The sequence below is a fragment of the Burkholderia sp. BDU5 genome (assembly GCF_001522845.1).
Lineage (GTDB): Bacteria > Pseudomonadota > Gammaproteobacteria > Burkholderiales > Burkholderiaceae > Burkholderia > Burkholderia mayonis.
This window is the reverse complement of the sequence record NZ_LOWC01000033.1, coordinates 73,998-99,648: the sequence shown is the minus strand read 5'-3', so window position 1 is coordinate 99,648 and position 25,651 is coordinate 73,998. Positions and strand designations below refer to the sequence as shown.

Sequence of the window (25,651 nt, the reverse complement as noted above, 5' to 3'; positions counted from 1 at the left end):
CGTTTTTCTCCGGCCGGCGCCTTCAGCGCGCCGGTCACACCGTTAAGGGAATCAGAGACATGCAGAGAGATACCGTATTCGACCTAATCGGCATCGGTTTCGGACCGTCGAACCTCGCGCTCGCCGTGCGTCTCGCGGAAGCGGGAGACGCGGCCGCGTTCGCGCATTGCTACGTCGAGCGCCAGCCGGCATTCGGCTGGCACCGCGGAATGCTGCTCGACGACTGCCGGATGCAGATCTCCTTCCTGAAGGATCTCGTCACGCTGCGCGATCCGAAGAGCCGCTTCACGTTCGTCAATTACCTGTACGAGCACGGGCGCTTGAGCGAATTCGTCAACCTGAAGAACTTCTATCCGACGCGCGTCGAGTTCCATGATTACCTGAGCTGGGTCGCGGACGCGTTCGACGAGCGCGTCCACTACGGCGAGACGGTAACGGCGATCGAGCCCGTCGCGGCGACGGGCGGAAGCGGCGAGATCGACGCGTTGCGCGTGTTGTCGAAAGACGGCGAAGGCCGCGAGCGGCAGCGCGTCGCCCGCGCGCTGTCGGTCGGCGTCGGCGGCGCGCCGAGCGTGCCCGATGCGTTCGCCTCGCTCGGGCCGGACCTCGTCGTCCACTCGTCGAACTATCTGACGTCGATCGACCGGATCGTCGGCACGCCTGCATCCGGCGCGCCCGACGCCGGTGCGAAAAAACGCGTCGCGGTAATCGGCGCGGGGCAGAGCGCGGCCGAGGTGTTCGTCGATCTCGCGCGCCGCTTCCCGCACGTCGACGCGAGTCTCGTGATCCGCTCGGGCGCGCTGAAGCCCGCGGACGACAGCCCGTTCGTCAACGAGATCTTCAATCCGGCGTTCACCGACGTCGTCTACGCGCAGCCAGCGAGCGGCCGGCGCACGCTGATCGAGCGCTTTCGCGACACGAACTACGCGGTCGTCGACCGCCCGCTCATCGAGCAGATCTACGAAATGCTCTATCTGCAGCGCGTATCGGGCGCAACAGGCGGCACGCCCGGCCATCGGCTGCTTGCGAACACCGCGATCGAGTCGGCCGTGCGCACGGCGAACGGACAGGTCGAGCTCGCGCTGCGCGACCGCTTGACGGGCGATGCGCACACCGAGCGCTTCGACGCGCTCGTGCTCGCGACGGGCTACCGCCGCGACACGCATCTCGCGCTGCTCGACGGGCTCGCGCCGCATCTCGGCGACGCGCTCGCGGCGGGCGACGTCGCGCGCGACTACCGGCTCGCGACGCCCGCGCACTTCAAGCCGCGGATCTATCTGCAAGGTTGCTGCGAGGACAGCCACGGGCTGTCCGACACGCTGCTGTCGGTGCTCGCGCGACGCGCCGACGAAATCGCCGCATCGCTCGGGAAGCGCGGGCATGCGGCGGAACACGAAGAAGCCGTCCGGCCCGAAGGCCGCGCACGGCCACGACACGACAACGGGGTGAGCGGCGGCCGGCTGGCCTTCGCTCTTTGATGAGGTGCGGCCTTTCGGCCGCTTGGCAACTTGGAGCAACGGAAGATGGAGTGGGCAACCAGCACGCGCATGCGTGCGATCGCGGCCGCGGCGGGCGTGGCGTTTTACGCGGCGGCGGCGAATCATGCGCAGGCACAGGCGGTGCAGCCGGCGGGGGACGGGAAGCCGCCGGGCAGTCAGGTGAAGCAGGACACCGCGTCGGGCGGCACGTTGCCCGCGATCTCGGTGTCGGCGGATGCGGAGCGCGACGCGACTGTCGGTCTCGTCGCGCGGCGCAGCACGACCGGCACGAAGACGGATACGCCGATCGTCGAGATTCCGCAGACGATCAACGTCGTGACCGCGCAGCAGATCGAGGCGACGGGCGCGACCGACATCAATCAGGCATTCCGCTACATTCCGGGCTTCTCGAGCTACGGGTCGGACAACCGGTCGGACTGGTACGCGGCGCTGCGCGGCTTCACGCCGACGGTGTTCGTCGACGGGCTGCAGGTGCCGAACACGCTGAACCTGTCGAGCTGGCGCGTCGATCCGTACATGATCGACAGCATCACCGTGCTGCGCGGGCCGACGTCGGTGCTGTACGGGCAGGGCGATCCGGGCGCGATCGTCGACGTGCAGAGCAAGCTCGCGAACGGCGAGCGGATTCGCGAGGTCGGCGTGCAGGTCGGCAACTACGCGCGCAAGCAGCTGATGTTCGATATCGGCGACAAGATCGACAAGGACGGCACGCTGTCGTACCGGATCGTCGGCGTCGGCCGCGACGGCAACTCGCAGTCGGGGCCGCTCGCCGATCAGCGCGTGTCGTTCGCGCCGTCGGTCAAGTGGCAGCCGAGCGCGGACACGTCGCTCACGCTGTCCGCGACGTACCTGCAGGACTGGAGCGGCACGTCGACCAACTTCCTGCCCGCGCAGGGGACGGTGCTGCCGAATCCGAACGGCACGATCTCGAACGACCTGTACACCGCGGACGCGAACTTCGACCACTACCGGAAGAAGCAATGGTCGCTCGGCTATCAGTTCGAGCACAAGCTGAACCCGGTGTGGACGTTCCGGCAGAACGTGCGCTGGATGCACCTGTCGCTCGACGACGCGTCCGTCTACGGCGGCGGCCTCGACGACGCCGATCCGTCGATGGCGACGATGACCCGCTACGCGGGCCTGTTCCAGTTCAACTACAGCCGTTTCGACGTCGACAACCAGGCGCAGGCGAAATTCACGACGGGCCCGCTCGCGCACACGCTGCTGTTCGGCTTCGACTACAACCGCCAGACGACGACGGACAGCGAGTGGCTCGCGAAGGCGCCCAGCCTGAACCTGTACCGCCCGGTCTACGCGCCGATCACGACTGACATCTTCAGCGGGCCGACCGCGTATCCGCGCACCGACACGAAGACGACGCTGAACGCGTTCGGCGTGTACGTGCAGGATCAGATCAAATGGCAGCGTTGGGTGCTGACGCTGGGCGGCCGGCACGACTGGACGAACACGACGCAGGACGACATCGCGAACGCGGCGAGCTTCAAGCAGAACGATCACGCGTTCAGCGGGCGCGTCGGCCTCACTTATCTCGGCGACTACGGGTTGGCGCCGTACATCAGCTATTCGACGTCGTTCAATCCGCAGATCGGCCTGAAGCTCACGGGCGGCGGGCTCGCGACGCCGACCAAGGGGCGTCAGATCGAGGCGGGCCTGCGCTGGCAGCCGCCCGGCAAGAACCTGATGCTGAATGCGGCGGTGTACCAGATCAACCAGACCAACGTCGCGATGAGCGACCCGAACGACCCGACGAGCACCACGTCCGTGCAGGTGGGCGAGGTGCGCTCGCGCGGGATCGAGCTGAGCGCGGTCGGCAATCTGTCGCGCGAGCTGTCGGTGATCGCCGCTTACGTCTACCAGGACGTGAAGAACGTGAAGGCGAACGACAACACGCTGAACAGGTGGCCCGTCGACGTGCCGCGTCCGCGCCAGATCGCGTCGCTGTGGGCCGACTGGACGTGGCGCACGGGGCCGCTGACGGGCTTCGGGGTCGGCACGGGCGTGCGCTACATGAGCGCGGCGGCGGGCGCGGCCGACAACTCGCTGACGGTGCCGAGCTACACGCTGTTCGATGCGGCGCTGCACTACGAGCTGCGCAACTGGCGCTTCGCGATCAACGCGACGAACCTGTTCAACCGCCGCTACGTGAGCGGCTGCCAGTCGGATGCGGTGTGCATGTACGGCAACGAGCGCACCGTGATCGCATCGGCGAAATACAACTGGTGAGCGCGGCTCATCGCCTGATCACCCCAAAGGGCGGCGCGGCGGCGCGCCGCCCGAACGAGAGGACAACACTGCGATGGCAAAGAAGAAACTCGTCTACATCTGGTCGCTGAGAAACGCCGCCGCCGACAAGGCGGGGCAGCAGGTCGATTATCAGGGCGGCACGCGCTACATGAAGTCGGTGCTCGAATCGCTTGTCGACGCGCTGAACGACACCGGGCTCGGCGACGCGTACTCGCTCGAGCGCGTGATCTATGACGACGACGCGGGCTCGCCGCTCGACCGCGAGAAGCTCGCCGAATACGGCTTCGCGTACCAGCCCGGCAAGCGCTGGTTCTACCCGCCCGAGCTGCGCGTGCAGGGCAGGCTCGTCAACGATCTGCTGCTCGCGATTCCGTCCGAGTACCGGCGCGAGCCGTTCGATTCGCCCGCGCGGACGGCGGGCAAGCACGTGTTCGAGCACCGCCTGCGCGAAGCGCTCGACGAACTCGAAGCCGATCTCGTCGTGCTCGACGGGCTGCTCGTGATCCTCGACGAGCTCGTACGGCCGGGCGCGCCGTATTGCCGGCGGATCGTCAACATCCATCCGGGCATCACGCGCGCGGAGTCGCCGTACGAGCGGCGCGGCGCATACGCGACGCTCGATGCGCTATACGGCGCGCGCGGGCGGAAGGTCGTCGACTGGGCGACGAGGGCGACCGTGCCCGTCGAGCCGGTCCGGATGACGGGCGCGTCGTTCCATTACGTCGACAACGGCGTCGATTCCGGCGAGGTGATCCATGACGTGCTGAACACCGAGATCGGGGAGCGCGACACGATCCTCGAGCTGCGCTGGAACAATTTCAACCGCAGCCTCTTTCCGGCGCTCCACGAAGGGCTTGCGATCATGGCGGGGCTCGACGCGCGCGTGGAATGAGGGGGCAGGGCCGATGGCGGGCGGCGTAGCCGCGTCGCGCGACGGCTACGGCGCGTCGCCCGTGAAAAGCGCGGCCGCCGCGCGCGGATTCGACGGCCAATACGCATGCAAATACGTGGCGACGATCGGCCCGTGCCGGTAGACCGCTTCGCCCGCCGCGCCGTCGTCCGGCCGCGTCGCGGCCGCGACGGGCGCAAGCGGCGTCGCGAACCGCGAATAGTGGAACGTGTGGCCCGTCATCGCGCCGAAGCGCGTCGCGAGCGTCTGCATCCCGAGCGCGGCGAAGCGGCGCTGCATCGTCGCGTCGCCGGGCACGAGGCCGAGCATCGGCGTTCTCGCGCCGTCGACGTCGGTCAGCGAATCGCCCAGATACAGCATCCCGCCGCATTCGGCGACCACTGGCTTGTCCGCCGCGACGTGCGCGGCGATCGCGCGCGCGGTGGTCGCGTTCGCCGCGAGCCGCGCCGCATGCAGTTCCGGATAGCCGCCCGGCAGGTACAGCGCGTCGCAGCCGTCGGGCAGCGGCGCGTCGGCGAGCGGCGAGAAGAACGCGAGCTCGGCGCCGAGCGCTTCCAGTTGATCGAGATTCGCCGGATAGATGAACGAGAACGCCGCGTCGCGCGCGATCGCGATCCGCTTGCCGGCGAGGCGCGGCGCAGCCGCCGATGCGACCGATGCGCGACTGCGGTCGCTGGCGGGAGCCGCGGAGGCAATCGTTTCGTGGTCGCCATCGACGGCGTTCGTCGCTGCGGTCACGTCGTCGTCTTCGACCACGCTCGTCGTCGCGGTCACGTCGTCGTCTTCGACCACGCTCGTCGTTGCGGTCACGTCGTCGTCTTCGACTACGCTCGTCGTTGTGATCACGCCGTCGTCCTCGGCAATGCTTGCCGCCGCCGGCGTGTCATGGCGGCCGCCCGTGGGGCCCGGTGTCGCAACCATCCCGTGGCCGTCGGCGTCAACGAGCGCGAACTCGACGACGGGCGGCAGCTCGGCGAGCGCGGTGCGCGCGATCGCGTCAGCCGCGCGGTCGACGCGCGCATCGAGATCGGCGACGTCGTCCGGCTGATGGAGTCCGAGATGCCGCTCCGGCAGCGCGATCCGCGCGTCGCGCGGCAGATGGCCGAGCCAGCGGATCGATTCGGGCAGCGCGCCGCGCAGCAACTGCGCGTGACGATCGGAGCCGACGCGGTTCGCGAGCACGCCGTGAAACGGCACGCCGGGCCGAAAATGCGCGAGCCCGAACGCGAGCGCGGCGAAGGTCTGCGCCATCGACTGCGCGGAGATCACCGCGGCGACCGGCACGCGAAACGCCTGCGCGAGATCGGCGCTCGACGGCGTGCCGTCGAAGAGCCCCATCACGCCTTCGATCAGGATCACGTCCGCTTCGGCCGCGGCGCGCGCGAGGAGCGCGCGGCAGCCGCGTTCGCCGACCATCCCGAGATCGAGCGAATAGACGCTCGCGCCGCTCGCGCGCGCGAGCAGCATCGGGTCCAGGAAATCCGGGCCGGTCTTGAACACGCGCACGCGGCGGCCGAGCCGCCGGTGATGGCGCGCGAGCGCCGCCGTCACCGACGTCTTGCCCTGGCCGGACGCGGCGGCGCTCACGAAGAGCGCGGGGCAGGCGGGCATCGCGTCAGAACTCCACGCCGCGCTGCGCCTTCACCCCTTGCTCCTTGTACGGATGCTTGACGATCCGCATCTCGGTGACGAGGTCGGCCGCGTCGACGAGCGCGTCGGGCGCGTGCCGGCCCGTCACGACGACGTGCAGCATCGGCGCGCGCGCGGCGATCGTCGCGAGCACCTCGTCGAGCGGCAGATATTCGTATTTGAGCACCGTGTTCAGCTCGTCGAGGATCACCATCCGGTAGTCGCCGCTCTCGATCATCCGGCGCGCCTCGTCCCAGCCCTTGCGGGCGGTCGCGACGTCGGCGTCGCGGTTCTGCGTGTTCCACGTGTAGCCGTCGCCCATCGTGACGAAGTCGCATTGCGCGTTCGCGCCGAGGAAATCGCGCTCGGACGTGTGCAGCGCGCCCTTGATGAACTGCACGACGCCGACCCGCATCCCGTGGCCGAGCATCCGCACGGCCATCCCGAACGCGGCCGTGCTCTTGCCCTTGCCGTTGCCGGTGTTGACGATCAGCAAGCCTTTCTCGACGGTCGCGGCCGCCTGTTTCTTCTCGTGGCCCGCGCGGCGGCGCTCGGCCATGCGTTGATGCGATTCGGAATCGGTTTTCATCGACTGGCGTCCTGTGAGTCGTGTGGTTCGTGGATCGGAAGACGGGGCGCGGCGCGCGTCACAGCGGACCGGCGAGCGCCGCCGTCACGCCGTCGAGCGCGAGCTTGCGCACGACGAGCGCGCCGTTCGGCGCGGCGAGGAGCGCGCACGGCTCGCAGACGCCGTCGACGCCGAACCGCCCGCGCGCGGCGGCCGAAGGCGGCGTGCCGGCCGCAAACGGCGTTGCGCGCGCGATCTGCGCGGCGATCTCGTCGCGCGAGAACGCGGCGAGCGGCCAGCCGTGGCGCGCGCAGCATTCGACGAGGCCTGGCTCGTGCGCTTTCGCGTCGAGCGTCGCGACGACGCCGACGTCGGCGAGCGACGCATGCGGCAGATGCGCGAGCGCGGCGCGGATCGCGGCCTCGATCGCATCGGCGGGCCGTCCCGCGCGGCAGCCGATGCCGAGCGCGACGCGCATCATCGGGCGGCCGCGCGAGAGGGGCGGGCGCGCGGGTTTCGGCGGCGTGAGTCGGATGGAATCATGTGGTCTCGGCAGTCGACGCCCGGCTTGCCAGCCGGTGCGCCATGCGTTGCGCGCCCGGTTCCGTCCCTCGCGGGACCGGGCGTTCGGCGAGCGCGGCTCGCCCCCTGCGTCGGCCGGTATCCGGGCTGACCGCTTGCCATCCCGCCGCCTTCCCGTCCGTGGCGAGGACAGTGGCGCAATGGCGGAATGCGCGAACGCGGCGTGCGCGTCGCAGGCGGCGTACCGTTGCGAGGACAGCACAGGCTGCGCGGGCTGGCCGCTTCCTGTTTCCCGTTTGACTGAGCGCGCGATCGCGCGCTCGGGCACCGAACGCGCGCATACGATAGCACAGCGCCGACCGCGCGAGGGCGGCATGCGGAGGGCGCGCCGCGCCCGCGCCGCCTTTTGTCCGCCTTGACGCGCTGCGCCCGCGCGCCTACACTCGCTCGCGTTTTGGTGCTCGCGTGCGGGTTCTGTCGCACGCAGTTAAACGGGAAGCAGGGAGCGTCGCCGCGTCGCGGTCCGCCAACCTGCGCTGCCCCCGCAACGGTAAGCGAATGCATCGCGCGAGCGATGCGGCGCCGGCTTCTCCGCATGCCCGCCGGCATGCGCGGCCAACCACTGGACGCATTGTGTCCGGGAAGGTGAAGCGGCGTTTTCGTCAGCCCGGATACCGGCCGAGACGCAGGGTCTGTTCGCCGATCGAGCGCATGCGCCGCGCGACAGCGAGCGGTCCCGGGGTTCAGCGCCGCGGGGATGCGGCGTGTCGTCCACGGCTTCATCGCGTCGCTTGCCGCCGCTGTGTGGCTCGTCCCCGTCCGATGCCGCGTGCTTCGGCCCGCGTCGCGCGCATGCCGTGAGCGCGCGCCGGCGCGCCGTGTGCATGGGTGAACGACGGGCCGGGCGGGCAGCATGCGCATCGCGCGCGATGTCGCGCGTGTTGGCATTCTTCTTGTTTGTCGACCGTTCGCAAAGGGAGCGCCATGCTCAAATCGTTTCTCCGCCTCTTCAACGACAGTCCCGCCGAGCTGCGCGGGAAGATCGTCGGCATCTACGCGCTGCTGATCGCATTCAACGTCGGCGCATGGATCTGGGCGTTCGCCGCGTTCCACGGCCAGCCGGTGCTGCTCGGCACCGCGCTGCTCGCGTACACGTTCGGGCTGCGCCACGCGGTCGACGCCGACCACATCGCCGCGATCGACAACGTCACGCGCAAGCTGATGCACGAGCGCAAGAATCCGCTCGGCGCGGGGCTCTTCTTCTCGCTCGGCCATTCGACGGTCGTGATCCTGATGACGGTCGCGGTCGCGCTGACGGCGGCGACGCTCGCCGCGCGCTTCGAAGGGATGAAGGCGTGGGGCGGCGTGATCGGCACGAGCGTGTCGGCGTTCTTCCTGCTCGTGCTCGCGTTCGCGAACCTGCTGATCCTGATCTCCGTATACCGGACGTTCCGCGCGGTGCGGCGCGGCGAGCCGCTCGTCGAGCAGGATCTCGACATCCTGCTCAACCAGCGCGGTTTCTTCGCGCGGATCTTCCGGCCGCTGTTCGCGATCGTGTCGCGCAGCTGGCATCTGTATCCGATCGGCTTTCTGTTCGGCCTGGGCTTCGACACCGCGACCGAGATCGCGCTGTTCGGCATCTCGGCCACGCAGGCGCACGGCGGCCTGTCGTTCTGGTCCGTGATGGCGCTGCCGATCCTCTTCACCGCGGGGATGACGCTCGTCGACACGACGGACGGCATCATGATGATGGGCGCGTACCGCTGGGCGTTCGTGCGGCCGATCCGCAAGATCTACTACAACATGACGATCACGTTCGTGTCGGTGCTCGTCGCCGTCGTGATCGGCGGAATCGAGGCGCTCGCGCTGATCGGCGACAAGCTCGCGCTCAAGGGCGGCCTGTGGGACTTCGCCGCGATGGCGGCCGAGCATTTCGGCATCCTCGGCTATTTCGTGATCGGCCTGTTCGTCGCGAGCTGGGCCGTGTCGGCGCTCATCTACCGGATCAAGCGCTACGACGACATCGACGTGACGATCTCCGCGTGAGCCGCGCGCATCCGCGACCGCTTCCCCATTGACCCGACACCGACCAACGGAATACCCATGCAAATGCGCAAAATCCCCGTGACGATCGTCACAGGCTTCCTCGGCAGCGGCAAGACGACGCTCTTGCGCCACATCATCCAGAACGCGGGCGGCCGCCGGATCGTCGTGATCGTCAACGAGTTCGGCGAGCTCGGCATCGACGGCGAGATCCTCAAGGGCTGCGGGATCGGCTGCGACGACGCGGGCCGCGAAGCCGACGGCCAGCTCTACGAGCTGGCGAACGGGTGCCTGTGCTGCACCGTGCAGGAAGCGTTCTATCCGGTGATGGAAAAGCTCGTCGAGCGCCGCGCGGACATCGACCACGTGCTGATCGAGACGTCCGGCCTCGCGCTGCCGAAGCCGCTCGTGCAGGCGTTCAACTGGCCGTCGATCAAGAACAGCTTCACGGTCGATGCGGTGCTGACCGTCGTCGACGGGCCGGCCACGGCGCTCGGCCAGTTCGCCGAGAATCCGGTCGCCGTCGACGCGCAGCGCCGCGCCGACCCGAACCTCGATCACGAATCGCCGCTGCACGAGCTGTTCGCCGATCAGCTTGCGTCCGCCGACCTCGTGATCGTCAACAAGACCGATCTGCTCGACGACGGCGCGCTCGCGCGCGTCGAGACGGCGATCCGCGAAGAGATTCCGCAGCAGGTGAAGATCGTGCGCGCGCGGCGCGGCGAGCTCGATCTCGCGGCGCTGCTCGGCCTGAACGCCGCATCCGAGGAGACGATCCACCTGCGCCACGATCATCACGGCTCGGCCGACGATTCCGATCATCACCACGACGAGTTCGATTCGGTCGTCGTCGAGGCGCGCGTGGGCTCGCGCGAGGCCGCGCTCGACGCGCTCGCGGCGCTCGTCGAGGCGCACGCGATCTATCGCGTGAAGGGCTTCGCCGCACTGCCGGACGCGCCGATGCGGCTCGTCGTCCAAGGCGTCGGGCGGCGCTTCGACAGCTATTTCGACCGCCGCTGGCGCGACGGCGAGGCGGACGTGAGCCGCTTCGTGCTGATCGGCGAGGCCCTCGACGCGGCCGTGCTGCAGCGCGCGTTCGACGCGGCGCTCGCGGCCCGCGCGCAGGCCGCGTGACGTTGCGAAAGGCGGCATAGAGCGATGCATCTGTTGCGCACGACGCCGGGCGGCTTCGTCGACGATACGGCGGGCGTCGTCCGCATCGACCAGCGTCCGGCCGACATCGTCATCCTGAGCTCGGCCGACACGACGCTGTCGCTGCTCGCGAGCGTCGTGCCGACGTTGGGCGACGGCTTTCCGAGCGTGCGGCTCGCGAACGTGACGTTCCTGCGGCAGCCGGCGTCGGTCGATTTCTACGTCGACGACGTGCTGCGCCACGCGCGCGTCGTCGTGATCGACCATCTCGGCGGCGAGGCGTACTGGCCGTACGGGATCGAGCAGGCGATCGCGCTCGCGGATCGCGCGGGCCAAAGGCTCGCGATGTTCTCGGGCGACTTGCAGGAAGATCCGAACCTGATCGCGAAGAGCACCGTCGCGCCCGGGCTGTGCCGGCTTTGGTGGCGCTATCTGCGCGAGGGCGGGCCCGCGAACGCCGAGAGGCTGCTGCGCAGCATCGCGCATCACGCGCTCGGCGTCGGCGACGAGCCCGAGCCGCCGCGTCCGCTGCCCGCCGCCGCGCTCTATCATCCGGCGCACGCGAGCCCGAGTCTCGACGACTGGCGCGCGCGCTGGCGCGAGAACGCGAGCGTCGTCGCGATCCTGTTCTACAAGGCGCACTGGCAGGCCGCGAACACCGCGGTGTTCGACGCGCTCGCCGACGCGCTCGCGCGCGTCGGGCTCAATGCGCTGCCGATCGCGGTGACGTCGCTCAAGGACGCGATGAGCCGCGCGGTCGTCGACACGCTGTGCGCCGATGCGAATGTCGCCCTCGTGCTGAACACGACCGCGTTCGCCGCGGGCGCGCCGGGCGCTTGCGAGCCGGAGGTGCTCGCGGGCGACGCGCCGGTGCTGCAGGTGATTCTGTCGGGCGGCAACCGCGACGCCTGGCTCGCCGATCCGCACGGCCTCAACGCGCGCGACATCGCGATGCACGTCGCGCTGCCGGAAGTCGACGGCCGGATCGTCACGCGCGCGGTGAGCTTCAAGGGGCTCGCGTACCGCTGCCCGCACACCGAGGTCGACGTCGTCCGCTACCAGCCGGACGACGAGCGGATCGCGTTCGTCGCCGAGCTGAGCCGCCGCTGGTGCCGGCTGCGCACGCTCGACAATGCCGAGAAGCGCGTCGCGCTCGTGCTCGCGAACTATCCGGCGAGCGAAGGGCGGATCGGCAACGGCGTCGGGCTCGATACGCCGGCGTCGGCGCTCGCGGTGCTCGCGATGCTGCGCGACGCGGGCTATCGCGTGGCCGAGCTGCCCGAAGACGGCGACGCGCTGCTCGCGAGGATCAGCGAAGGCGTGACGAACGATCCGTCGACGCGCGCGCTGCGTCCGGCGTTCCAGAGCTATCCGCTCGACGATTATCTACGCCGCTTCGCGCAATTGCCGGACGCGGTGCGCAGCGCGCTGAACGAGCGCTGGGGGCCGCCCAAAGCGGACCCGACGCTGCGGCAGCGGCGCTTTACGATCGCCGGCTGGCGTGCGGGCCACGTGTTCGTCGGCGTGCAGCCGTCGCGCTCGCGCGGCGACGACGACTACGCGAACTATCACGACGCCGATCTCGTGCCGCCGCACGCGTATCTCGCGTTCTACTTCTGGCTGCGCGACGCATTCGGCATCGACGCGATCGTCCACGTCGGCAAGCACGGCAATCTCGAATGGCTGCCGGGCAAGAGCGTCGCGCTGTCGGACGCGTGCTGGCCGGACCTGATCCTCGGGCCGATGCCGCACCTGTACCCGTTCATCGTCAACGATCCGGGCGAGGGCTGCCAGGCGAAGCGGCGCGCACAGGCGGTGATCGTCGACCACCTGATGCCGCCCCTCACGCGCGCCGAAAACTACGGGCCGCTGCAGGACCTCGAGCGGCAGGTCGACGAATACTACGACGCGCTGATGGTCGACGCGCGGCGCGCGAAGGTGCTGCGCGAGACGATCCTCGCGACGATCGTCGAGCACCGGCTGCACGAGGAGCTGAGCATCGCGCGGCCCGACGGCCGCGACGCCGAGGATGCGCTGCTCACGCGCGTCGACGCGTGGCTCTGCGAGCTGAAGGAGGCGCAGATCCGCGACGGGCTGCACACGTTCGGCAGCTCGCCGCGCGGCCGGCAGCGGCGCGACACGCTCGTCGCGCTCGCGCGCTTTCCGGCGGGCGACGGACGCGGCGGGCACGCGGGGCTGATCGGCGCGCTCGCGCGCGATCTCGCGCTCGGCGACGATTTCGATCCGCTCGCGTCCGACTGGGCCGCGCCGTGGACGGGGCCGCGGCCCGACGCGCTCTGCGCGGTCAGCGACGCGCCGTGGCGGCATGCGGGCGACACGCGCGAGCGGCTCGAGCTGCTCGCGGGCCGATTGATCGAGCAGGTGTGCGGGGAAGGCGGCGACGGCGCATTGCCCGATCACGCGGCGGAGCGCCCGACGGCGGCGGACGGCGAAGCGCCGACAAGCGTCGAATCGCGCGCCGAGCCGTGGCCGTCCGCACACGCGGCACATGACGGTTTCACCGGAAGCCTCGCGTGTGCCGCGGGTGTCCCACGCGACACGGCACGCGAAGCGGAGACGCCAAAGGATGCGTCGCGGCCGAACGCATCGGACTGCGTCGATCCTGCATCCGTCGCCGCGCACTGGCCGCACGCACACGCGGTGCTCGAGCGCATCGCGCGCGACGTGCTGCCGCGCCTCGACGCGTGCGGCGACGAAGAGCTGCGCCAATTGCGGCGCGGCCTCGAAGGCCGCTTCGTGCCGCCGGGGCCGAGCGGCTCGCCGTCGCGCGGCCGGCCGGATGTGCTGCCGACGGGCCGCAACTTCTATTCGGTCGACACGCGCGCGGTGCCGACGCAGGCCGCGTGGACGATCGGCCTCAAATCGGCGCAGCAGTTGATCGAGCGCCATCTGCAGGAGCACGGCGACTACCCGCGCGCGGTCGGCCTGTCGGTCTGGGGGACGGCGACGATGCGCACGGGCGGCGACGACGTCGCGCAAGCGCTCGCGCTCCTCGGCGTGCGGCCGAAATGGGCGTCCGGCAGCCACCGCGTGACCGATTTCGAGATCCTGCCGATCGAGATCTTCGACCGGCCGCGGATCGACGTGACGCTGCGCGTGTCGGGCTTCTTCCGCGACGCGTTCGCGAACGTGATGCATCTGTTCGACGCGGCAGTGCAGGCGGTCGCCGAGCTCGACGAGCCCGAGCACCTGAATCCCGTCCGCGCGCGCGTGCGGCGCGAGACGGACGCACTCGTCGCGCGCGGCGTGCCCGCCGGCGAAGCGCGCCGGCGCGCGGGCTGGCGCGTGTTCGGCGCACGGCCGGGCGGCTACGGCGCGGGGCTGCAGGCGCTGATCGACGGCCGCCACTGGCAGACCGACGCCGACCTCGCGGATGCGTACCGGACCTGGGGCGGCTACGCGTACGCGCAGAACAGCGCGGGCGAAGCCGCGCACGACGCGTTCGGCGCGCGCCTCGCGACGATCAACGCCGTCGTGCAGAACCAGGACAACCGCGAGCACGACATCCTCGATTCGAACGACTACTACCAGTTCCACGGCGGCATGGCGGCCGCGGTCCGCCATGCGTCGGGCCGGCAGCCGAGTCTTTATCACGGCGACCACAGCAACCCGGCCGCGCCACGGATGAACACGCTGCGCGAGGAGATCGCGCGCGTGATCCGCTCGCGGGTCGTCAATCCGAAATGGATCGACGGCGTGAAGCGGCACGGCTACAAGGGCGCGGCGGAGATCGCGGCGACCGTCGACTATCTGTACGGCTACGACGCGACCGCGCGCGTGATCGCCGATCACCAATATGCGCTCGTCGCCGACGCGTACCTGCACGACTCCGACACCCGCGCGTTCCTCGAGCGGCACAATCCGCACGCGCTGCACGGGATCTGCGAGCGGCTCGTCGAGGCGATGCAGCGCGGCTTGTGGCAGGAGCCGGGCGCGCACCGCGACGCGATCGAAGGCTATCTGCTCGCGAGCGAACAGCGTCTCGAAGGGGCGCGGCGATGAGCGACCGGGCGATAACCGAACGCCGCGCATGACGCAAGCGATGCCACTTTCATCTCCATCGGAAGCCACGTGAACAAAACGAACGAAGCGCACACGCCGAGCGGCGCCGCATCCGACGCCCGCGCGCTGCCGGCCGCGTATCCATTTGCCGCGCTGATCGGCCAGGACGCACTGCAACGCGCGCTGCTGCTCGTTGCCGTCGATCCGGGCCTGGGCGGCGTGCTCGTCAGCGGCCCGCGCGGCACCGCGAAGTCGACTGCCGCGCGCGCGCTCGCCGAACTGCTGCCCGAAGGGCGCTTCGTCACGCTGCCGCTGTCGGCGACCGACGAGCAGGTGACGGGCTCGCTCGATCTCGCGAGCGCGCTCGCCGACAACGCCGTGCGCTTCTCGCCCGGCCTCATCGCGCGCGCGCATCTCGGCGTGCTGTACGTCGACGAGATCAACCTGCTGCCGGACGCGCTCGTCGACGCGCTGCTCGACGCGGCCGCAAGCGGCGTCAACACCGTCGAGCGCGACGGCATCTCGCACAGCCACGCGGCGCGCTTCGCGCTCGTCGGCACGATGAATCCGGAGGAGGGCGAGCTGCGGCCGCAACTGCTCGACCGCTTCGGATTGATGGTCGAGCTCGCGAACTGCTACGACGCGGCGACGCGGCAACGGATCGTCAAGGCGCGGCTCGCGTTCGATCTCGACCCGCATGCGTTCCGCGCGCAGTATCGCGACGCGCAGGCGGCGCTCGTCGCGCAAATTCGCACGGCGCGCGCCGCGCTGCCGGCGCTCGCGTTCGACGACGCCGCACACGCGCGCGTCTCCGCGCTTTGCATCGGCGCGCAAGTCGACGGCTTGCGCGGCGACCTCGTGATGCTGCGCGCGGCGCGGGCGCTGGCGGCGCTCGAAGGGGCGACGATCGTCGATGCGGCGCACGTCGAGCGCGTCGCCGCCGACGCGCTGCGCCATCGGCGCACGCGGCCCGATGCCGAGGCGGGCGCGCAGGCCGGGCGGCGCGAGTCCGCGCACGCCGGCGAAAACGACGGCGCGATCGATTCGGCGCGGCTCGACGCCGCGGCTGACGCTCACGCCGACGACATGCGGCGCGCAAGCGGGGCCGGTTCGCCGCGCGAGCGATCGCCCGCGGCATCCGGCACGGCGCGGCACGCAGCCGGCAATCGCGACGCGGCGCACGAAAGCGGCCGCCCCCCGCAGACTGACGACAGCGACTGGGGCTATCTGCCGCCCGAGCCTGCTGGCATGACGCCCGTCAAACGCGTGATTCCGCTGCCGCTAAAAAAACGCTGAGCCATCGGACGGATGCCGCCGCTGCCGCCGCGAACGCGCCGGACAGCGGACTTCGATGGCTCGAACGAGGCATGCGCGCGGACGACGCGAGCGACGCTCGGGGCCGACCCGGCACGCGCGTCGCTTGGCGAGCGACGCTCGCGGCGAAGCGCGGCGGCGCACTGCGCGCCGATCATCTGCGCTACCGGCCGCAGACCGGTGCGCCCGGCGCGCTGCATTGCTTCGTGCTCGACTGCTCGGCGTCGATGCTGACGGCCGGGCGGCTCGCACGCGCGAAGGGGCTTGTCGTCGCGCGCTTCGATCGCATCGCGCGCGAGCGCGCCGATGCGGCGCTCGTCTGCTTCGGCGGCGGCTCGGCCGACGTGCGCTTCGGTCCGGCCGTGCCGCGCTGGTGGAACGAGCGCTGGCTCGCGCCCGTCGGCGGAGGCGGCGGCACGCCGCTCGCGCATGGAATCGACGCCGCGGCGCGGCTGCTCGCGCGCGCGGCGCGCCGGCGCCCGCAGCAGCAGCGCTGGGTATGGCTGCTGTCGGACGGGCGCACGGCCGAAGCGCCCGCGCGGCCGGCGCTCGCCGACCGGATCGTCGTCGTCGACTTCGACGACGCGGCCGTGAGGCTCGGTCGCTGCGAGCGGCTCCCGCACGCGTGGGGCGCGACGCTCGTCACGCCCGACGAGCTCGCGTGCGGGGTCGCGTGACGCTCGGGCGATCGCGGCGCCGGCCGTCCATACCGCGCACGGCAGTCGATTGCCGCAGCGATATGCGATCATCGACGCGCTTTTTCCCATCCATTTCATCTCGCGGAGCCTCAGCATGCTCGACGACCAGCCGACGATCGAAATCGAAACCGGCCCCAACCCCGCGTTCGCGGTGATCCTGATGCACGGCCTCGGCGCCGACGCGAACGACTTCGTGCCGCTCGTCCCCGAGCTGCGGATCGCGAACGACCCGGCCGTGCGCTTCGTGTTCCCGAACGCGCCCGAGATCGCGGTCACCGCGAACAACGGCTGCGTGATGCGCGCATGGTACGACATCCTGTCGTTCGAGGGTGTGAACCGGCAGGTCGACGAAGCGGGGATCGCCGCATCGTGCGCGACCGTGCGCCGCCTGATCGACGAACAGAACCGGCGCGGCATTCCGACGTCACGAATCTTCGTCGCGGGCTTCTCGCAGGGCGGCGCGATGACCTACACGGCGGGGCTCACGCATCGGGACGCGCTCGCGGGCCTGATCGTGCTGTCCGGCTACGTTCCGTCGCCGCGCTTCATCGACGAGCGGCTCGCCGATGCAAATCGCGCGACGCCGATCTTCGCCGCGCACGGCACCGACGACGACATCCTGCCGATTGCGCTCGGCGAGGCCGCGCGCGACTTTGCGCGCGAGAAGGGCGCGAGCGTCGACTGGCACGCGTATCCGATGCCGCATTCGGTGTGCATCGAAGAGATCGACGCGTTGCGCCAATGGCTGCACGCGCGGATCGCGGCGTTGCACGCGGCGTAAACGCTCCTTTTCCGCTGCGAAGCATGTGCGGCAGCAAGCGGCATGACACGGCCGTCGACGTCATGCAACTGTCGCCGACGTTTGGCGCGGCGACGCGTGTCGCCGCGCGACGCATCGCGTCGGCGGCCGGCGTTTGCGAGGCCGGGCTCGGGCGAATCGCCAAACGTCCGGCGCAACAGCAAGATCGCGAGCAAGCCGCCGGAGCTCGCACAGCCGAGCGCGTCGATGACATTCGACGCGCCGCACTCCTGCGCGAGACGTTCGAGCTCGAGCGCGCGTCAGGCCGCGATGGCGACCCTCGGCGGCATGTGTCAAGCGAAGGGGTACCGCGTCGAGTGCCATCTGCGCGAATGCGTGATTCCGCGGGGCGCGCCCGTCAGTCCGCAGATGATCCTGCGCTTCATCGCGGAGAAAGTGCTCGGCGGCCTGCCGAAGCCGTATTGACATCGAATGCCGCCGCCGCGCGCCGATGCGGTGCGCCGACGCGCGCGGCCGACCATTTTTTCTGCCTGATATGGACGTCAAGCTCGTTTCCCGCACGCTCGATCTGTTCGAGGTGTTCGCCGCCGCGAGGCGCCCGCTGTCGCTGACCAAACTCGCGCAGCGGCTCGACGCGCCGCGATGTCGAGCTGCCTCGCGCTAGCGCGCACGCTCGTCAATCGCGGCCATCTGTGCGAAGTGCGCGGCGGCGGCTATTATTCGGCGCCGCGTCCCGCGCAGATCGCGGCCGCGCTCGGCGGCGGCCGCCGGCATGCGGCATTTCCGTTGGCCCGACGATCAGGCGGATTTGGACTCGGCGAAATGCCACAGGACGCCGGACGGATCGTATACGTACGCGACCCGAAGCCCCCAGGGCTGCACCTTCGGCGCGATCGGCGCTTTTACCGCGTAGGTATCGTCGAGTTTCAGCGACACGATGTGTTGCCACCAGATGTCGAGATCGGTGACGACGATCTGCAGCATGGTATTTTCCGCCCAGTTGACTTCGTAATAGTTCTGCAACAGGATGCTGTGCGATCCGAAGGTCAGGACGGCGGCATCCTGGCTGTCGTTCGACAACGTGAACCCGAGGTCGAGATAAAAGCGTTTGCTCAGTTCGAAGTCCCGGGCGGCAATGAACGGGCGCATCGCGGCAATCGTGGCGGAAAGCTCGGACAAGATAGACTCCAGTGGGTTGAGTAAAGCCGGTGCCGCGGCAGGAACGGGGTTGGGATGATCCGTGTTTTTCGGCGAGCATCTCCTCCGCGACGGCGGACAACCGTGCGATTTCCGCGCTGAGCCGCATGCGCGCGTTTTTTCATGCGCTGTCATGTTGGCGATCGTGTGCGAAAGCCTTGGCATGAGAGGGCATCGCTCAGCCGACAAGGAACGGGGCTTGGGGGATGCCGGTGAATTCTCGCCATGCGATGCGGTCCGCGCGCGCATCGAACGTCTTACGCGTCACATCGCACATCGGTCACGCGAATCCGCGTCGAAATCCTGCCCGGCGACGCGCATCGCCAGGCAGGCGGGACTGGCCCGCACGAGCGCCGATCCCGCGCGACGGCCGGCTACCGCGCGTCGCTGCGCGGCCCGGCCGCCGCCGTCAGGCCTTCGCCCACGGTCCGCCCGCGCTCGGCGTGTCGCCCTGCGTCCACCATTTCGCGCAGTACTTCGCGCCCTGGTACATCACGCACGCGCCGGCCGGATACGCAGTCGTCGACGACCACGCCGGCGCATTGCCGCCGACCGGCTTCCACACCGACGACTGGCCCGGAATGTCGCCTTGCGTCCACCATTGGGCCTGATAGGTCGTGCCCTGGTACGTGACCGTCGCGCCCGCCGTGTAGACCTGCGTCGCCGACCACGGCGCGCCCGGCTGCGGCTTGCCGCCGCCGTCCGAGCCGCCGCCGTAGTTCGGGTCCTGCGTCACGCCCGAGCCCCAATGGCCGCCCAGCTGCTTGAAGATCGACGAAAACGCGTATGGCTGCTGCGCGACGCCCGAGCAGATCGGCGACGCGTACTGCGAGCCGCCGTCGCACGCCTTGTCGCGCGTGATCGACCAGATGCCGACGAAGCCGTAGTTGTTGTTCGCAGCCGTTGTCTGCACGCTCTGCGCGTTCGCGAGCGTGAACGTTTCGCCTTGCACGTCGTTCACGCCGATCATCGGCGTGACGCCGACGAGCTGCTTGAGCTGCGCGTCGGTCTGCGGCTTGCCGACCGACTTGTACGCGGTGTCGAGCTGCGAATAGAGTCCCTGCGCGGCGCTGATCGCGGCCGCGCCCATGTCGATGCCGGCGGGGCCGTAATCCATCGTCATGATGTTCACCGCGTCGAGCGTCACGTTGTTCGCGAGCGCCGCGTTCAGCACGTTCAGGCCGTCCTGAACCAGACCCGTCGGCATGGCCGGCAGCGTCAGCGTCACGTGCAGCGGCTTGCCCTTCGCCGCGTAGTCGGCCTGCAGTTGCGCGACCGCCTGGAAGTTGCGCGTGACGGCCGCCGAATCCTGCTGCGACGCGCCTTCGATGTCGAAGTCGACATGCGTGAGGCTGTACGTGTCGATCACGGTTTGATACGCGCCCTTCAGCGCGGCCACGCTCGAGCACGCCTGCATCAGCGGCAGCCCGGCCGCGCCGCCGAACGACACCGCGACGTCGCCGCCTTTCGCGCGATAGTTCGTCACCGACGTCGCGATCGTGTTGAGCAGATCGCCCGTCGCGCCGTTGCCGATCGGCTGCACGCCGCCCCACGACGGCGCGCACTGGTTGCCGCCCGACACGACGAACGCGAGCATGAATTGCTGAATGCCTTGCTGCACGCCGATCTGGTCGACGAGCGGCGTCGGATAGAGCGTCACGTCGACGTACGGCGCGTAGGCGCCAGCCGCCTGCGACGCGCCCGCCGCCGCCAACAGACAGCCCGCCGCGATCGCGCGCGGGACGAAGCGGGACAACATGCTGAAGTTCATTGTTCTCTCCATGTTGATGGGTGGATATGCTGGCCTGCATATCACCGTTGCGTCGCCGCGCTCGATGGGCGGTCGACGTTTCGGCATGCACATCATGGAGGAATCGCTCGCATTATGGAATCGTGAGTCGTTCTTTTTATTATTCGGATTCTAGGTTCGATGCGTGATTCGATTTGCGATCCGAAACGATCGCGCGCATTGATCGCAAGGATGCGGCCGCAGCGCGAGACGCGTGCAGTTCACGCACGGTCCGACGTGCGCGAAGCGAAACGCGATGCGCGGCGCATTGCACGTCGCGCATCGCTTCGTTTCGCTTCGTTTCGCTTCACTTCGAGATCAGCGATACCAGCGCGGTGTGTATACCCATTCGCGCGCGCCGTCGCGAACGACGCGGCGTGTCGTCGACGAGCCGACGATCACCATCGTGCGCATGTCGACCTGCTGCGCGAACAGCGCGCCGAGCGTCGTCGTGACGAGCGCAGCGCCGGGGCGGCCGATGTCGCGGCCGAGCACGACGATCGTGTCCGGCGTGCGGTGCCGGCGCACGACGTCGAGCGCGCGATCGAACTGCACGGGCCGCGCGCGCGACACCGGGTTGTAGAACGCGAGCGCGAGATCGGCGGCCGCTGCGTGATCGATGCGCTTTTCGATGATCGCCCACGGCTTCAGGTTGTCGGACAGCGAGATCATGCAGAAGTCGTGGCCGAGCGGCGCGCCCGCTTCGGCGGCCGTCGCGAGCGCGGCCGACACGCCGGGCACGACGTCGAGCTCGACGGCCGCCCAGCGCGCGTCGTCGGAGCCGTCGAGCGCTTCGAGCACGGCCGCCGCCATCGCGAACACGCCAGGATCGCCCGACGACACGACCGCGACGCGCCGGCCTTGCGCCGCGAGCTCGAACGCGTGACGCGCGCGCTGCAATTCTTCGCGATTGTCGGAGACGTGCAGCGCTTGGTCCGCGCGGAACTGGCCCGCCATGTTCACGTAGGTCGCGTAGCCGACAATGTCGGTCGCGTCGGCGAGCGCCGCGCGCGCGGCAGGCGTCATCAGGTCGGCGCGGCCGGGACCGAGGCCGAGCACCGTCAGGCGGCCGCGCGTCGCGCCGAGCGTGACGGGATCGACGGGCGAATCGGAAACGGCGATCGCGAGATCGTGCGGCGTCGCCTCCGCGTGCTTCGTGCCGACGCGCCGCGCGAGCGTGGCGGGGATCGCGGCGTCGAGCACGCCGGACGCGTCATGTGCGTCGGTATCGACGAAACGCAGCGGCACGCGCAGCGCGCGCGCCGCTTCGGTCAGCGCGTGATCGGCGATGCGACGCGCCGGCGCGACGACGGCCGCGAGCGCGAGCGGCGCGAGATCGTGCGCGGCGAGCCGGGCGGCGATGCGCGCGGCGAGCGGCGGCAGGTTCGGCGTGGCGCCGTTTCCGCCTGCGTTCGCCTCTTCGCTCGAGTTCCGGTTCGCGATTGCATCGTGATCCGAAGCATTCCGCGCGCGATCGTCGACGCGCTCTTCATCGCCGAACGCAACGATGACGCTTCGCGGATGAATCAGCAATGCGTGCGCATCGCCGCGCGACGCGTAAGGCGTGACGCGGATCGCGCGCGCCGCGTGCGCGTCGCGCGGCAGCGCGACGTCGTCGAGCCACCGTGCATTGCCTTCGATCCGCGTGCTTTCGCCCGCAAGCAGATCGGACACGAAGCGCTTGCCCGCGTCGAGATCGGCGAGCGCGTAGCCCTCGGGCGGATTCAGCACGCATGCGCCGAAGCGCAGCTCGCCGCTCGTCGTGATCGCGGCCGTGACGCCGAGCGCATCGGCGATTTCGCGCGCGAGCACGTTCGCGCCCGCGAGCCCGCCCAACAGCGGCACGACCGCGCTGCCGTCCTCGGCGACCGCGAGCACCGGCGGCTCCGCGCCCTTGTCGGCGAGGCACGGCGCGACGCAACGGATCACGATGCCGGCCGCGAAGAGCGCGACGATCGGCGCGCCGCGCGCGTACAGCTCGCGCAGATGCGGGCCGAGTTCGGTGAACGAAACATCCGCATCGGCGCGACCCGCGAGCGCATGCACGTGCGCGCCGTCGTAGCGCGCCTGGATCCGGCGCGCGGTTGCGAGCGCGCCGGGTCCGAGTATCACGATCGAGGGCGCGGTCGTCATCCTTGCCATTTTTCCCCCGGCACGACGAGCAACGAAAAATACGGCGACGCCATCGGATCGACTTCCGCGAGCGGCACGATTCGCTGCGCCTGCATCGTCGCGCGCTCGATGTAGTGCGCGCGGTGCGCGAGCCCGAGCTCGTCGAGCACGCGGCGCACCTTGTCGAAGTTGCGGCCGAGCTTCATCACGACGGCCGCATCGGCCTTCGCGAGACGCGCGCGCAGCTCGTCCTCGGGCAGCACGCCGGACAGCACCGAGAGGCTCTGATTCCGGTAGACGAGCGGCACGCCGAGCACCGCCGCGCCGCCCAGCATCGAGCACACGCCCGGCACGACTTGCGCGTCGTAGCGCGGCGCGAGCCGGTCGTGCAGGTACATGTACGAGCCGTAGAAGAACGGATCGCCTTCGCAGATCACCGCGACGTCGCGGCCCGCGTCGAGATGTGCGGCGACGTGTTCGGCGGCCGTGTCGTAGAAGTCCGCGATCACGGCTTCGTAGCAGAGCGGCGGCGGCAGCGCTTCGGTCGTCACCGGGTAGACGAGCGGCATGTGCGTCTGCGCGTCGCTCAGATGCGCTTCGACGATGCTGAACGCGTTGCCTTTCTTGCCCTTCGCGACGAAATACGCGACGACGGGCGCCGCCTGCAGCACGCGCAGCGCCTTCAGCGTCAGGAGCTCGGGGTCGCCCGGCCCGACGCCGAGCCCGTAGAGGCGGCCGGTCTTGCGCGTCATTCGGCCTCCGAAGCGAGCGCGTTGACGGCGGCGGCGGCCATCGCGCTGCCGCCGCGGCGGCCGGCGATCGCGACGAACGGCACGCCGCGGCTGTCGGCCGCGAGGAGCGCCTTCGATTCGGCCGCGCCGACGAAGCCGACCGGAAAGCCGAGGATCAGCGCGGGGCGGGGCGCGCCCGCGTCGATCATGTCGAGCAGATGGAAGAGCGCGGTCGGCGCGTTGCCGATCGCGACGACGCTGCCCGCGAGGTGCGGACGCCACAGCTCGAGCGCCGCCGCCGAGCGCGTATTGCCGATCTCGCGCGCGAGCTGCGGCACGCCGGGCTCGCCGAGCGTGCAGAGCACGGGGTTCGCGGCGGGCAGCCGCGCGCGCGTGACGCCTTCGGCGACCATCCGTGCGTCACAGAGGATCGGCGCGCCGGCTTTCAGCGCCGCGCGGCCCGCCGCGCCCGCGCCCTCGGAAAACCGCAGGTCGCGAACGATGTCGACCATCCCGCACGCATGGATCACGCGCACAGCGAGTTTTTCGAGGTCGGGCGGCACGTTCGTCAGATCGGCTTCCGCACGGATCGTCGCGAACGATTCGCGGTAGATCGCGTCGCCGTCGCGAAGGTAGTCAAGCATCAATGTCATCCTGAATGGGCCGCGTGTCGCGCGAGAGCGCGGCGGCGGCCTGGTCGATCGTCAGTTGGCGCGCGACGGCGTGGCCGAAGCCCGTCGCGCCGTCGCGCCGATAAAGGTCGTAGCGGCCCGCCGCGGTCGCGACGAGCGTGTGCGCGGCCGCGTGCGGCAATGCGCACGAGCGCGCGCAGCCGCTCAAGTGCACGTCGATGGGTGCGGCAAGTTGCGCGGCGAGCGCGCGCGCGTCGGCTTTCGTGTCGGCGGGCGAACGCGCGCAGCCCGTCGAGCCCGCGCATGCGACGACGTGCGCGAGCGGCGCCGACGCATCGCACACGAAGCCGAGCGCGGCGACGCGCGCGAGGACATCGCGCGCGGCATCGCGCGCGACGCCCGGCAGCATCACGCCTTGCCAAGGCGTGATCCGCAGCGTGCCGTCGCCGTGCGTATCGGCGAGCGCGGCGAGCGCTTCGAGCGTCGCGGCGTCGAGCCGGCCGAGCGGCGGCTGCGCGCCGACGACGCAGCGCGCCGGGTCCCGCTCGGGCCGGATGCCGAAACGCAGCGCCGTATCGCCGCGCGCGCGCCGCCAGCCGGCGAGATCCGCGCCGCGCCGCAGTGCGAACGGCAGCCGTGCTTCGGCATGCGAAAGGAATGCATCGGGCGTGCATGTCGCGAGCAGATCGCGCATGCGCGTCGCGCCGGCCGGCGCGCGCTCGACGAAACTCGTCACGAGCGCGCGCACGCATTCGACCGCCTGCGCCGGCGCGACGGCGGCGAGCGCGCCGGCATGCGGCGCGGCCGGCTCGCCCTCGACGGGCGGGCAGCCGGCCAGGCCGATCGCGAGCCACGTGTCGCCTCGCGCGTCGCGCAGCGCGGACAGCCAGATGTCGTGCGGATGATCGAGCGCGGCGAGCCGCTCGCCGCCGTCGAGCAGCACGGAGAATTTCGGCGACAGCGCGGCGCAGCATGGCTCCGTCTGCAGCATGTCGAGGAGGCGGGCCGCGAGCGCGGCGCCGTCGACGAGCGCGTGCGGATCGCGGCCGGCCGTCGGGCTCAGCATCAGGTTGCGCACGTCGTCGCGCGCGGCGACGCATGCGTCGAGCGACGCCGCCGGCAAGCCTTCCGTCAGCGGTCCGAGCCCCGCATCGATCAGGGCGCGGCTGACGTGCGCCTCGCTGCCGGCCGTCACGCCGCGCAATTGCAGGTTCGCGCGATTGGTCGCTTCGATCACGCCCGAGCCGAACGCACGCGCGACGGCCGCGACCGCGCGCGCCTGCGCGGCGGCGAGCGCGCCGCCCGGCAGCTTGATCCGGCACAGGCCGCCGTCGCGCGCGGCGACGATGCGCACGAGCCCCGGGCACGCGCTCGCGGCGCGGGCGGCGTCGGATGAAAAAACGGCGGCGGAAGGATTCAACGGCGCTCCGGATCAGGCGTCGCGCGACGGCCCGAGCCGGCCGTTCCGCGCGAATGCGCGCGAGCGGCGAGCTACGGCATCGGTACACCCCGCCCGATGTTGGCTGGCACGAACGAAACGTCCCGGCAGGTCTCCTGGCTGGCAGGTCGTCATCCGCAGCGGGCCTTCCCGGCGGCCGCGAGTGGGCGGCGTGGCCAGTGGCGTGGATCGGATGCGGACTCGCTACTCACAGTTGCGGGGGCAGCCGCAGCGGCGCGGCGCGCCCTGCGTTCCCTCTTGGGCCCCGTGGGGCGCCGGTCGACGGACGCTGTATTATGCCTTTTTTCGCCACGCCAGAGCGCAGGATGCGCGGCGCGCAGGCGACGCTTTCAGGATCGACGGGAACAC

19 protein-coding genes, 2 pseudogenes and 3 riboswitches are annotated in these 25,651 nt (G+C 70.3%); of the genes and pseudogenes, 12 read left to right on the top strand and 9 right to left on the bottom strand.

Going from position 1 to position 25,651, the window contains the following annotated elements; translation table 11 throughout:
• Positions 1-59 precede the first annotated feature (59 nt).
• The 3 genes from WS69_RS07120 (at position 60) to WS69_RS07110 (ending at position 4,656) form a co-directional block, all read left to right on the top strand.
• Complete coding sequence (locus WS69_RS07120; RefSeq protein WP_059470091.1) at positions 60-1,478, top strand: lysine N(6)-hydroxylase/L-ornithine N(5)-oxygenase family protein; 1,419 nt, start codon at positions 60-62, stop codon at positions 1,476-1,478.
• 45 nt (positions 1,479-1,523) lie between these two features.
• Entirely contained in the window at positions 1,524-3,743 is a 2,220-nt protein-coding gene (locus WS69_RS07115; RefSeq protein WP_059470090.1) for a TonB-dependent siderophore receptor, read from the top strand.
• A 73-nt stretch (positions 3,744-3,816) separates the two neighbouring features.
• Positions 3,817-4,656 (top strand): formyltransferase family protein, encoded by an 840-nt coding sequence (locus WS69_RS07110; RefSeq protein WP_059470089.1) that lies wholly within the window; start codon positions 3,817-3,819, stop codon positions 4,654-4,656.
• A 45-nt stretch (positions 4,657-4,701) separates the two neighbouring features.
• Here the strand turns inward: WS69_RS07110 and WS69_RS07105 are convergent, their stop codons facing one another.
• From WS69_RS07105 to WS69_RS07095, 3 genes are read right to left on the bottom strand one after another with little or no spacing between them, the layout of a single operon-like run.
• Positions 4,702-6,285 (bottom strand): cobyrinate a,c-diamide synthase, encoded by a 1,584-nt coding sequence (locus tag WS69_RS07105; RefSeq protein ID WP_059470088.1) that lies wholly within the window; start codon positions 6,283-6,285, stop codon positions 4,702-4,704.
• A 4-nt stretch (positions 6,286-6,289) separates the two neighbouring features.
• On the bottom strand, positions 6,290-6,892 hold the full coding sequence (gene cobO, locus WS69_RS07100; protein WP_059470087.1) for a cob(I)yrinic acid a,c-diamide adenosyltransferase: 603 nt from the start codon (positions 6,890-6,892) through the stop codon (positions 6,290-6,292).
• 58 nt (positions 6,893-6,950) lie between these two features.
• Positions 6,951-7,352, bottom strand: coding sequence for a cobalamin biosynthesis protein (locus WS69_RS07095; protein WP_059470086.1), 402 nt, complete (start codon positions 7,350-7,352; stop codon positions 6,951-6,953).
• A gap of 157 nt (positions 7,353-7,509) precedes the next feature.
• Positions 7,510-7,741, bottom strand: a riboswitch (cobalamin riboswitch).
• Between the two features lie 90 nt (positions 7,742-7,831).
• Positions 7,832-8,090: riboswitch (cobalamin riboswitch) on the top strand.
• A 287-nt stretch (positions 8,091-8,377) separates the two neighbouring features.
• On the opposite strand from WS69_RS07095, the gene WS69_RS07090 reads away from it, so the two are divergent.
• The 8 genes and pseudogenes from WS69_RS07090 to WS69_RS34565 form a co-directional block, all read left to right on the top strand.
• Positions 8,378-9,439 (top strand): HoxN/HupN/NixA family nickel/cobalt transporter, encoded by a 1,062-nt coding sequence (locus WS69_RS07090; protein WP_059470085.1) that lies wholly within the window; start codon positions 8,378-8,380, stop codon positions 9,437-9,439.
• Between the two features lie 57 nt (positions 9,440-9,496).
• On the top strand, positions 9,497-10,570 hold the full coding sequence (gene cobW / locus WS69_RS07085; protein WP_059470084.1) for a cobalamin biosynthesis protein CobW: 1,074 nt from the start codon (positions 9,497-9,499) through the stop codon (positions 10,568-10,570).
• 24 nt (positions 10,571-10,594) lie between these two features.
• Entirely contained in the window at positions 10,595-14,611 is a 4,017-nt protein-coding gene (gene cobN / locus WS69_RS07080) for a cobaltochelatase subunit CobN (RefSeq protein ID WP_059470083.1), read from the top strand.
• A 69-nt stretch (positions 14,612-14,680) separates the two neighbouring features.
• A complete protein-coding gene (locus WS69_RS07075; RefSeq protein WP_059470082.1) occupies positions 14,681-15,907 on the top strand; it encodes an ATP-binding protein in 1,227 nt (408 codons plus the stop codon).
• A gap of 71 nt (positions 15,908-15,978) precedes the next feature.
• Positions 15,979-16,602 carry a vWA domain-containing protein gene (locus tag WS69_RS07070; protein WP_059470081.1) on the top strand — a complete coding sequence of 208 codons (624 nt, stop codon included), beginning with the start codon at positions 15,979-15,981 and terminating at the stop codon, positions 16,600-16,602.
• 115 nt (positions 16,603-16,717) lie between these two features.
• Positions 16,718-17,404 carry an alpha/beta hydrolase gene (locus WS69_RS07065; RefSeq protein ID WP_059470163.1) on the top strand — a complete coding sequence of 229 codons (687 nt, stop codon included), beginning with the start codon at positions 16,718-16,720 and terminating at the stop codon, positions 17,402-17,404.
• A gap of 273 nt (positions 17,405-17,677) precedes the next feature.
• Positions 17,678-17,848 (top strand): annotated as a pseudogene (locus WS69_RS33055) (acyl-CoA dehydrogenase family protein); the annotation flags it as partial.
• A 70-nt stretch (positions 17,849-17,918) separates the two neighbouring features.
• Positions 17,919-18,139: pseudogene (locus WS69_RS34565) on the top strand (helix-turn-helix domain-containing protein); the annotation flags it as partial.
• Positions 18,140-18,181: 42 nt separating this feature from the next.
• Here WS69_RS34565 and WS69_RS34560 read toward each other — a convergent pair.
• Both WS69_RS34560 and WS69_RS07050 read right to left on the bottom strand, forming a co-directional pair.
• The gene (locus WS69_RS34560; RefSeq protein ID WP_059470079.1) at positions 18,182-18,562 is read right to left on the bottom strand and encodes a VOC family protein; all 381 of its coding nucleotides are present in this window, start codon (positions 18,560-18,562) and stop codon (positions 18,182-18,184) included.
• Positions 18,563-18,989: 427 nt separating this feature from the next.
• Entirely contained in the window at positions 18,990-20,351 is a 1,362-nt protein-coding gene (locus WS69_RS07050; protein ID WP_059470078.1) for a T2SS-translocated chitinase, read from the bottom strand.
• Between WS69_RS07050 and WS69_RS34035 the strand changes: the two genes are divergently transcribed.
• Positions 20,338-20,505 carry a hypothetical protein gene (locus tag WS69_RS34035; protein ID WP_197419220.1) on the top strand — a complete coding sequence of 56 codons (168 nt, stop codon included), beginning with the start codon at positions 20,338-20,340 and terminating at the stop codon, positions 20,503-20,505. The genes WS69_RS07050 and WS69_RS34035 overlap by 14 nt on opposite strands.
• Positions 20,506-20,687: 182 nt before the next feature.
• Here WS69_RS34035 and cobJ read toward each other — a convergent pair whose 3' ends face one another.
• From cobJ to cobG, 4 genes are read right to left on the bottom strand one after another with little or no spacing between them, the layout of a single operon-like run.
• The gene (gene cobJ / locus WS69_RS07045; protein WP_059470077.1) at positions 20,688-22,502 is read right to left on the bottom strand and encodes a precorrin-3B C(17)-methyltransferase; all 1,815 of its coding nucleotides are present in this window, start codon (positions 22,500-22,502) and stop codon (positions 20,688-20,690) included.
• Positions 22,499-23,233 carry a precorrin-2 C(20)-methyltransferase gene (locus WS69_RS07040; RefSeq protein WP_059470076.1) on the bottom strand — a complete coding sequence of 245 codons (735 nt, stop codon included), beginning with the start codon at positions 23,231-23,233 and terminating at the stop codon, positions 22,499-22,501. Before WS69_RS07040 ends, cobJ begins: the two co-directional genes overlap by 4 nt.
• The gene (locus WS69_RS07035; protein ID WP_059470075.1) at positions 23,230-23,856 is read right to left on the bottom strand and encodes a precorrin-8X methylmutase; all 627 of its coding nucleotides are present in this window, start codon (positions 23,854-23,856) and stop codon (positions 23,230-23,232) included. Before WS69_RS07035 ends, WS69_RS07040 begins: the two co-directional genes overlap by 4 nt.
• Complete coding sequence (gene cobG, locus WS69_RS07030) at positions 23,849-25,264, bottom strand: precorrin-3B synthase (protein ID WP_059470074.1); 1,416 nt, start codon at positions 25,262-25,264, stop codon at positions 23,849-23,851. The genes WS69_RS07035 and cobG overlap by 8 nt, the downstream gene beginning before the upstream one ends.
• Before the next feature lie 107 nt (positions 25,265-25,371).
• Positions 25,372-25,579, bottom strand: a riboswitch (cobalamin riboswitch).
• Positions 25,580-25,651: the final 72 nt, after the last annotated feature.

What these genes read in the sequence shown, in the direction of transcription:
- WS69_RS07120 (WP_059470091.1), top strand. Translation starts at nt 60, where the DNA reads ATGCAGAGAGATACCGTATTCGACCTAATCGGCATCGGTTTCGGACCG.
- WS69_RS07115 (WP_059470090.1), top strand. Translation starts at nt 1,524, where the DNA reads ATGGAGTGGGCAACCAGCACGCGCATGCGTGCGATCGCGGCCGCGGCG.
- WS69_RS07110 (WP_059470089.1), top strand. Translation starts at nt 3,817, where the DNA reads ATGGCAAAGAAGAAACTCGTCTACATCTGGTCGCTGAGAAACGCCGCC.
- WS69_RS07105 (WP_059470088.1), bottom strand. Translation starts at nt 6,285, where the DNA reads ATGCCCGCCTGCCCCGCGCTCTTCGTGAGCGCCGCCGCGTCCGGCCAG.
- cobO (WP_059470087.1), bottom strand. Translation starts at nt 6,892, where the DNA reads ATGAAAACCGATTCCGAATCGCATCAACGCATGGCCGAGCGCCGCCGC.
- WS69_RS07095 (WP_059470086.1), bottom strand. Translation starts at nt 7,352, where the DNA reads ATGATGCGCGTCGCGCTCGGCATCGGCTGCCGCGCGGGACGGCCCGCC.
- WS69_RS07090 (WP_059470085.1), top strand. Translation starts at nt 8,378, where the DNA reads ATGCTCAAATCGTTTCTCCGCCTCTTCAACGACAGTCCCGCCGAGCTG.
- cobW (WP_059470084.1), top strand. Translation starts at nt 9,497, where the DNA reads ATGCAAATGCGCAAAATCCCCGTGACGATCGTCACAGGCTTCCTCGGC.
- cobN (WP_059470083.1), top strand. Translation starts at nt 10,595, where the DNA reads ATGCATCTGTTGCGCACGACGCCGGGCGGCTTCGTCGACGATACGGCG.
- WS69_RS07070 (WP_059470081.1), top strand. Translation starts at nt 15,979, where the DNA reads ATGCGCGCGGACGACGCGAGCGACGCTCGGGGCCGACCCGGCACGCGC.
- WS69_RS07065 (WP_059470163.1), top strand. Translation starts at nt 16,718, where the DNA reads ATGCTCGACGACCAGCCGACGATCGAAATCGAAACCGGCCCCAACCCC.
- WS69_RS34035 (WP_197419220.1), top strand. Translation starts at nt 20,338, where the DNA reads ATGCTGAAGTTCATTGTTCTCTCCATGTTGATGGGTGGATATGCTGGC.
- WS69_RS07050 (WP_059470078.1), bottom strand. Translation starts at nt 20,351, where the DNA reads ATGAACTTCAGCATGTTGTCCCGCTTCGTCCCGCGCGCGATCGCGGCG.
- cobJ (WP_059470077.1), bottom strand. Translation starts at nt 22,502, where the DNA reads ATGACGACCGCGCCCTCGATCGTGATACTCGGACCCGGCGCGCTCGCA.
- WS69_RS07040 (WP_059470076.1), bottom strand. Translation starts at nt 23,233, where the DNA reads ATGACGCGCAAGACCGGCCGCCTCTACGGGCTCGGCGTCGGGCCGGGC.
- WS69_RS07035 (WP_059470075.1), bottom strand. Translation starts at nt 23,856, where the DNA reads ATGCTTGACTACCTTCGCGACGGCGACGCGATCTACCGCGAATCGTTC.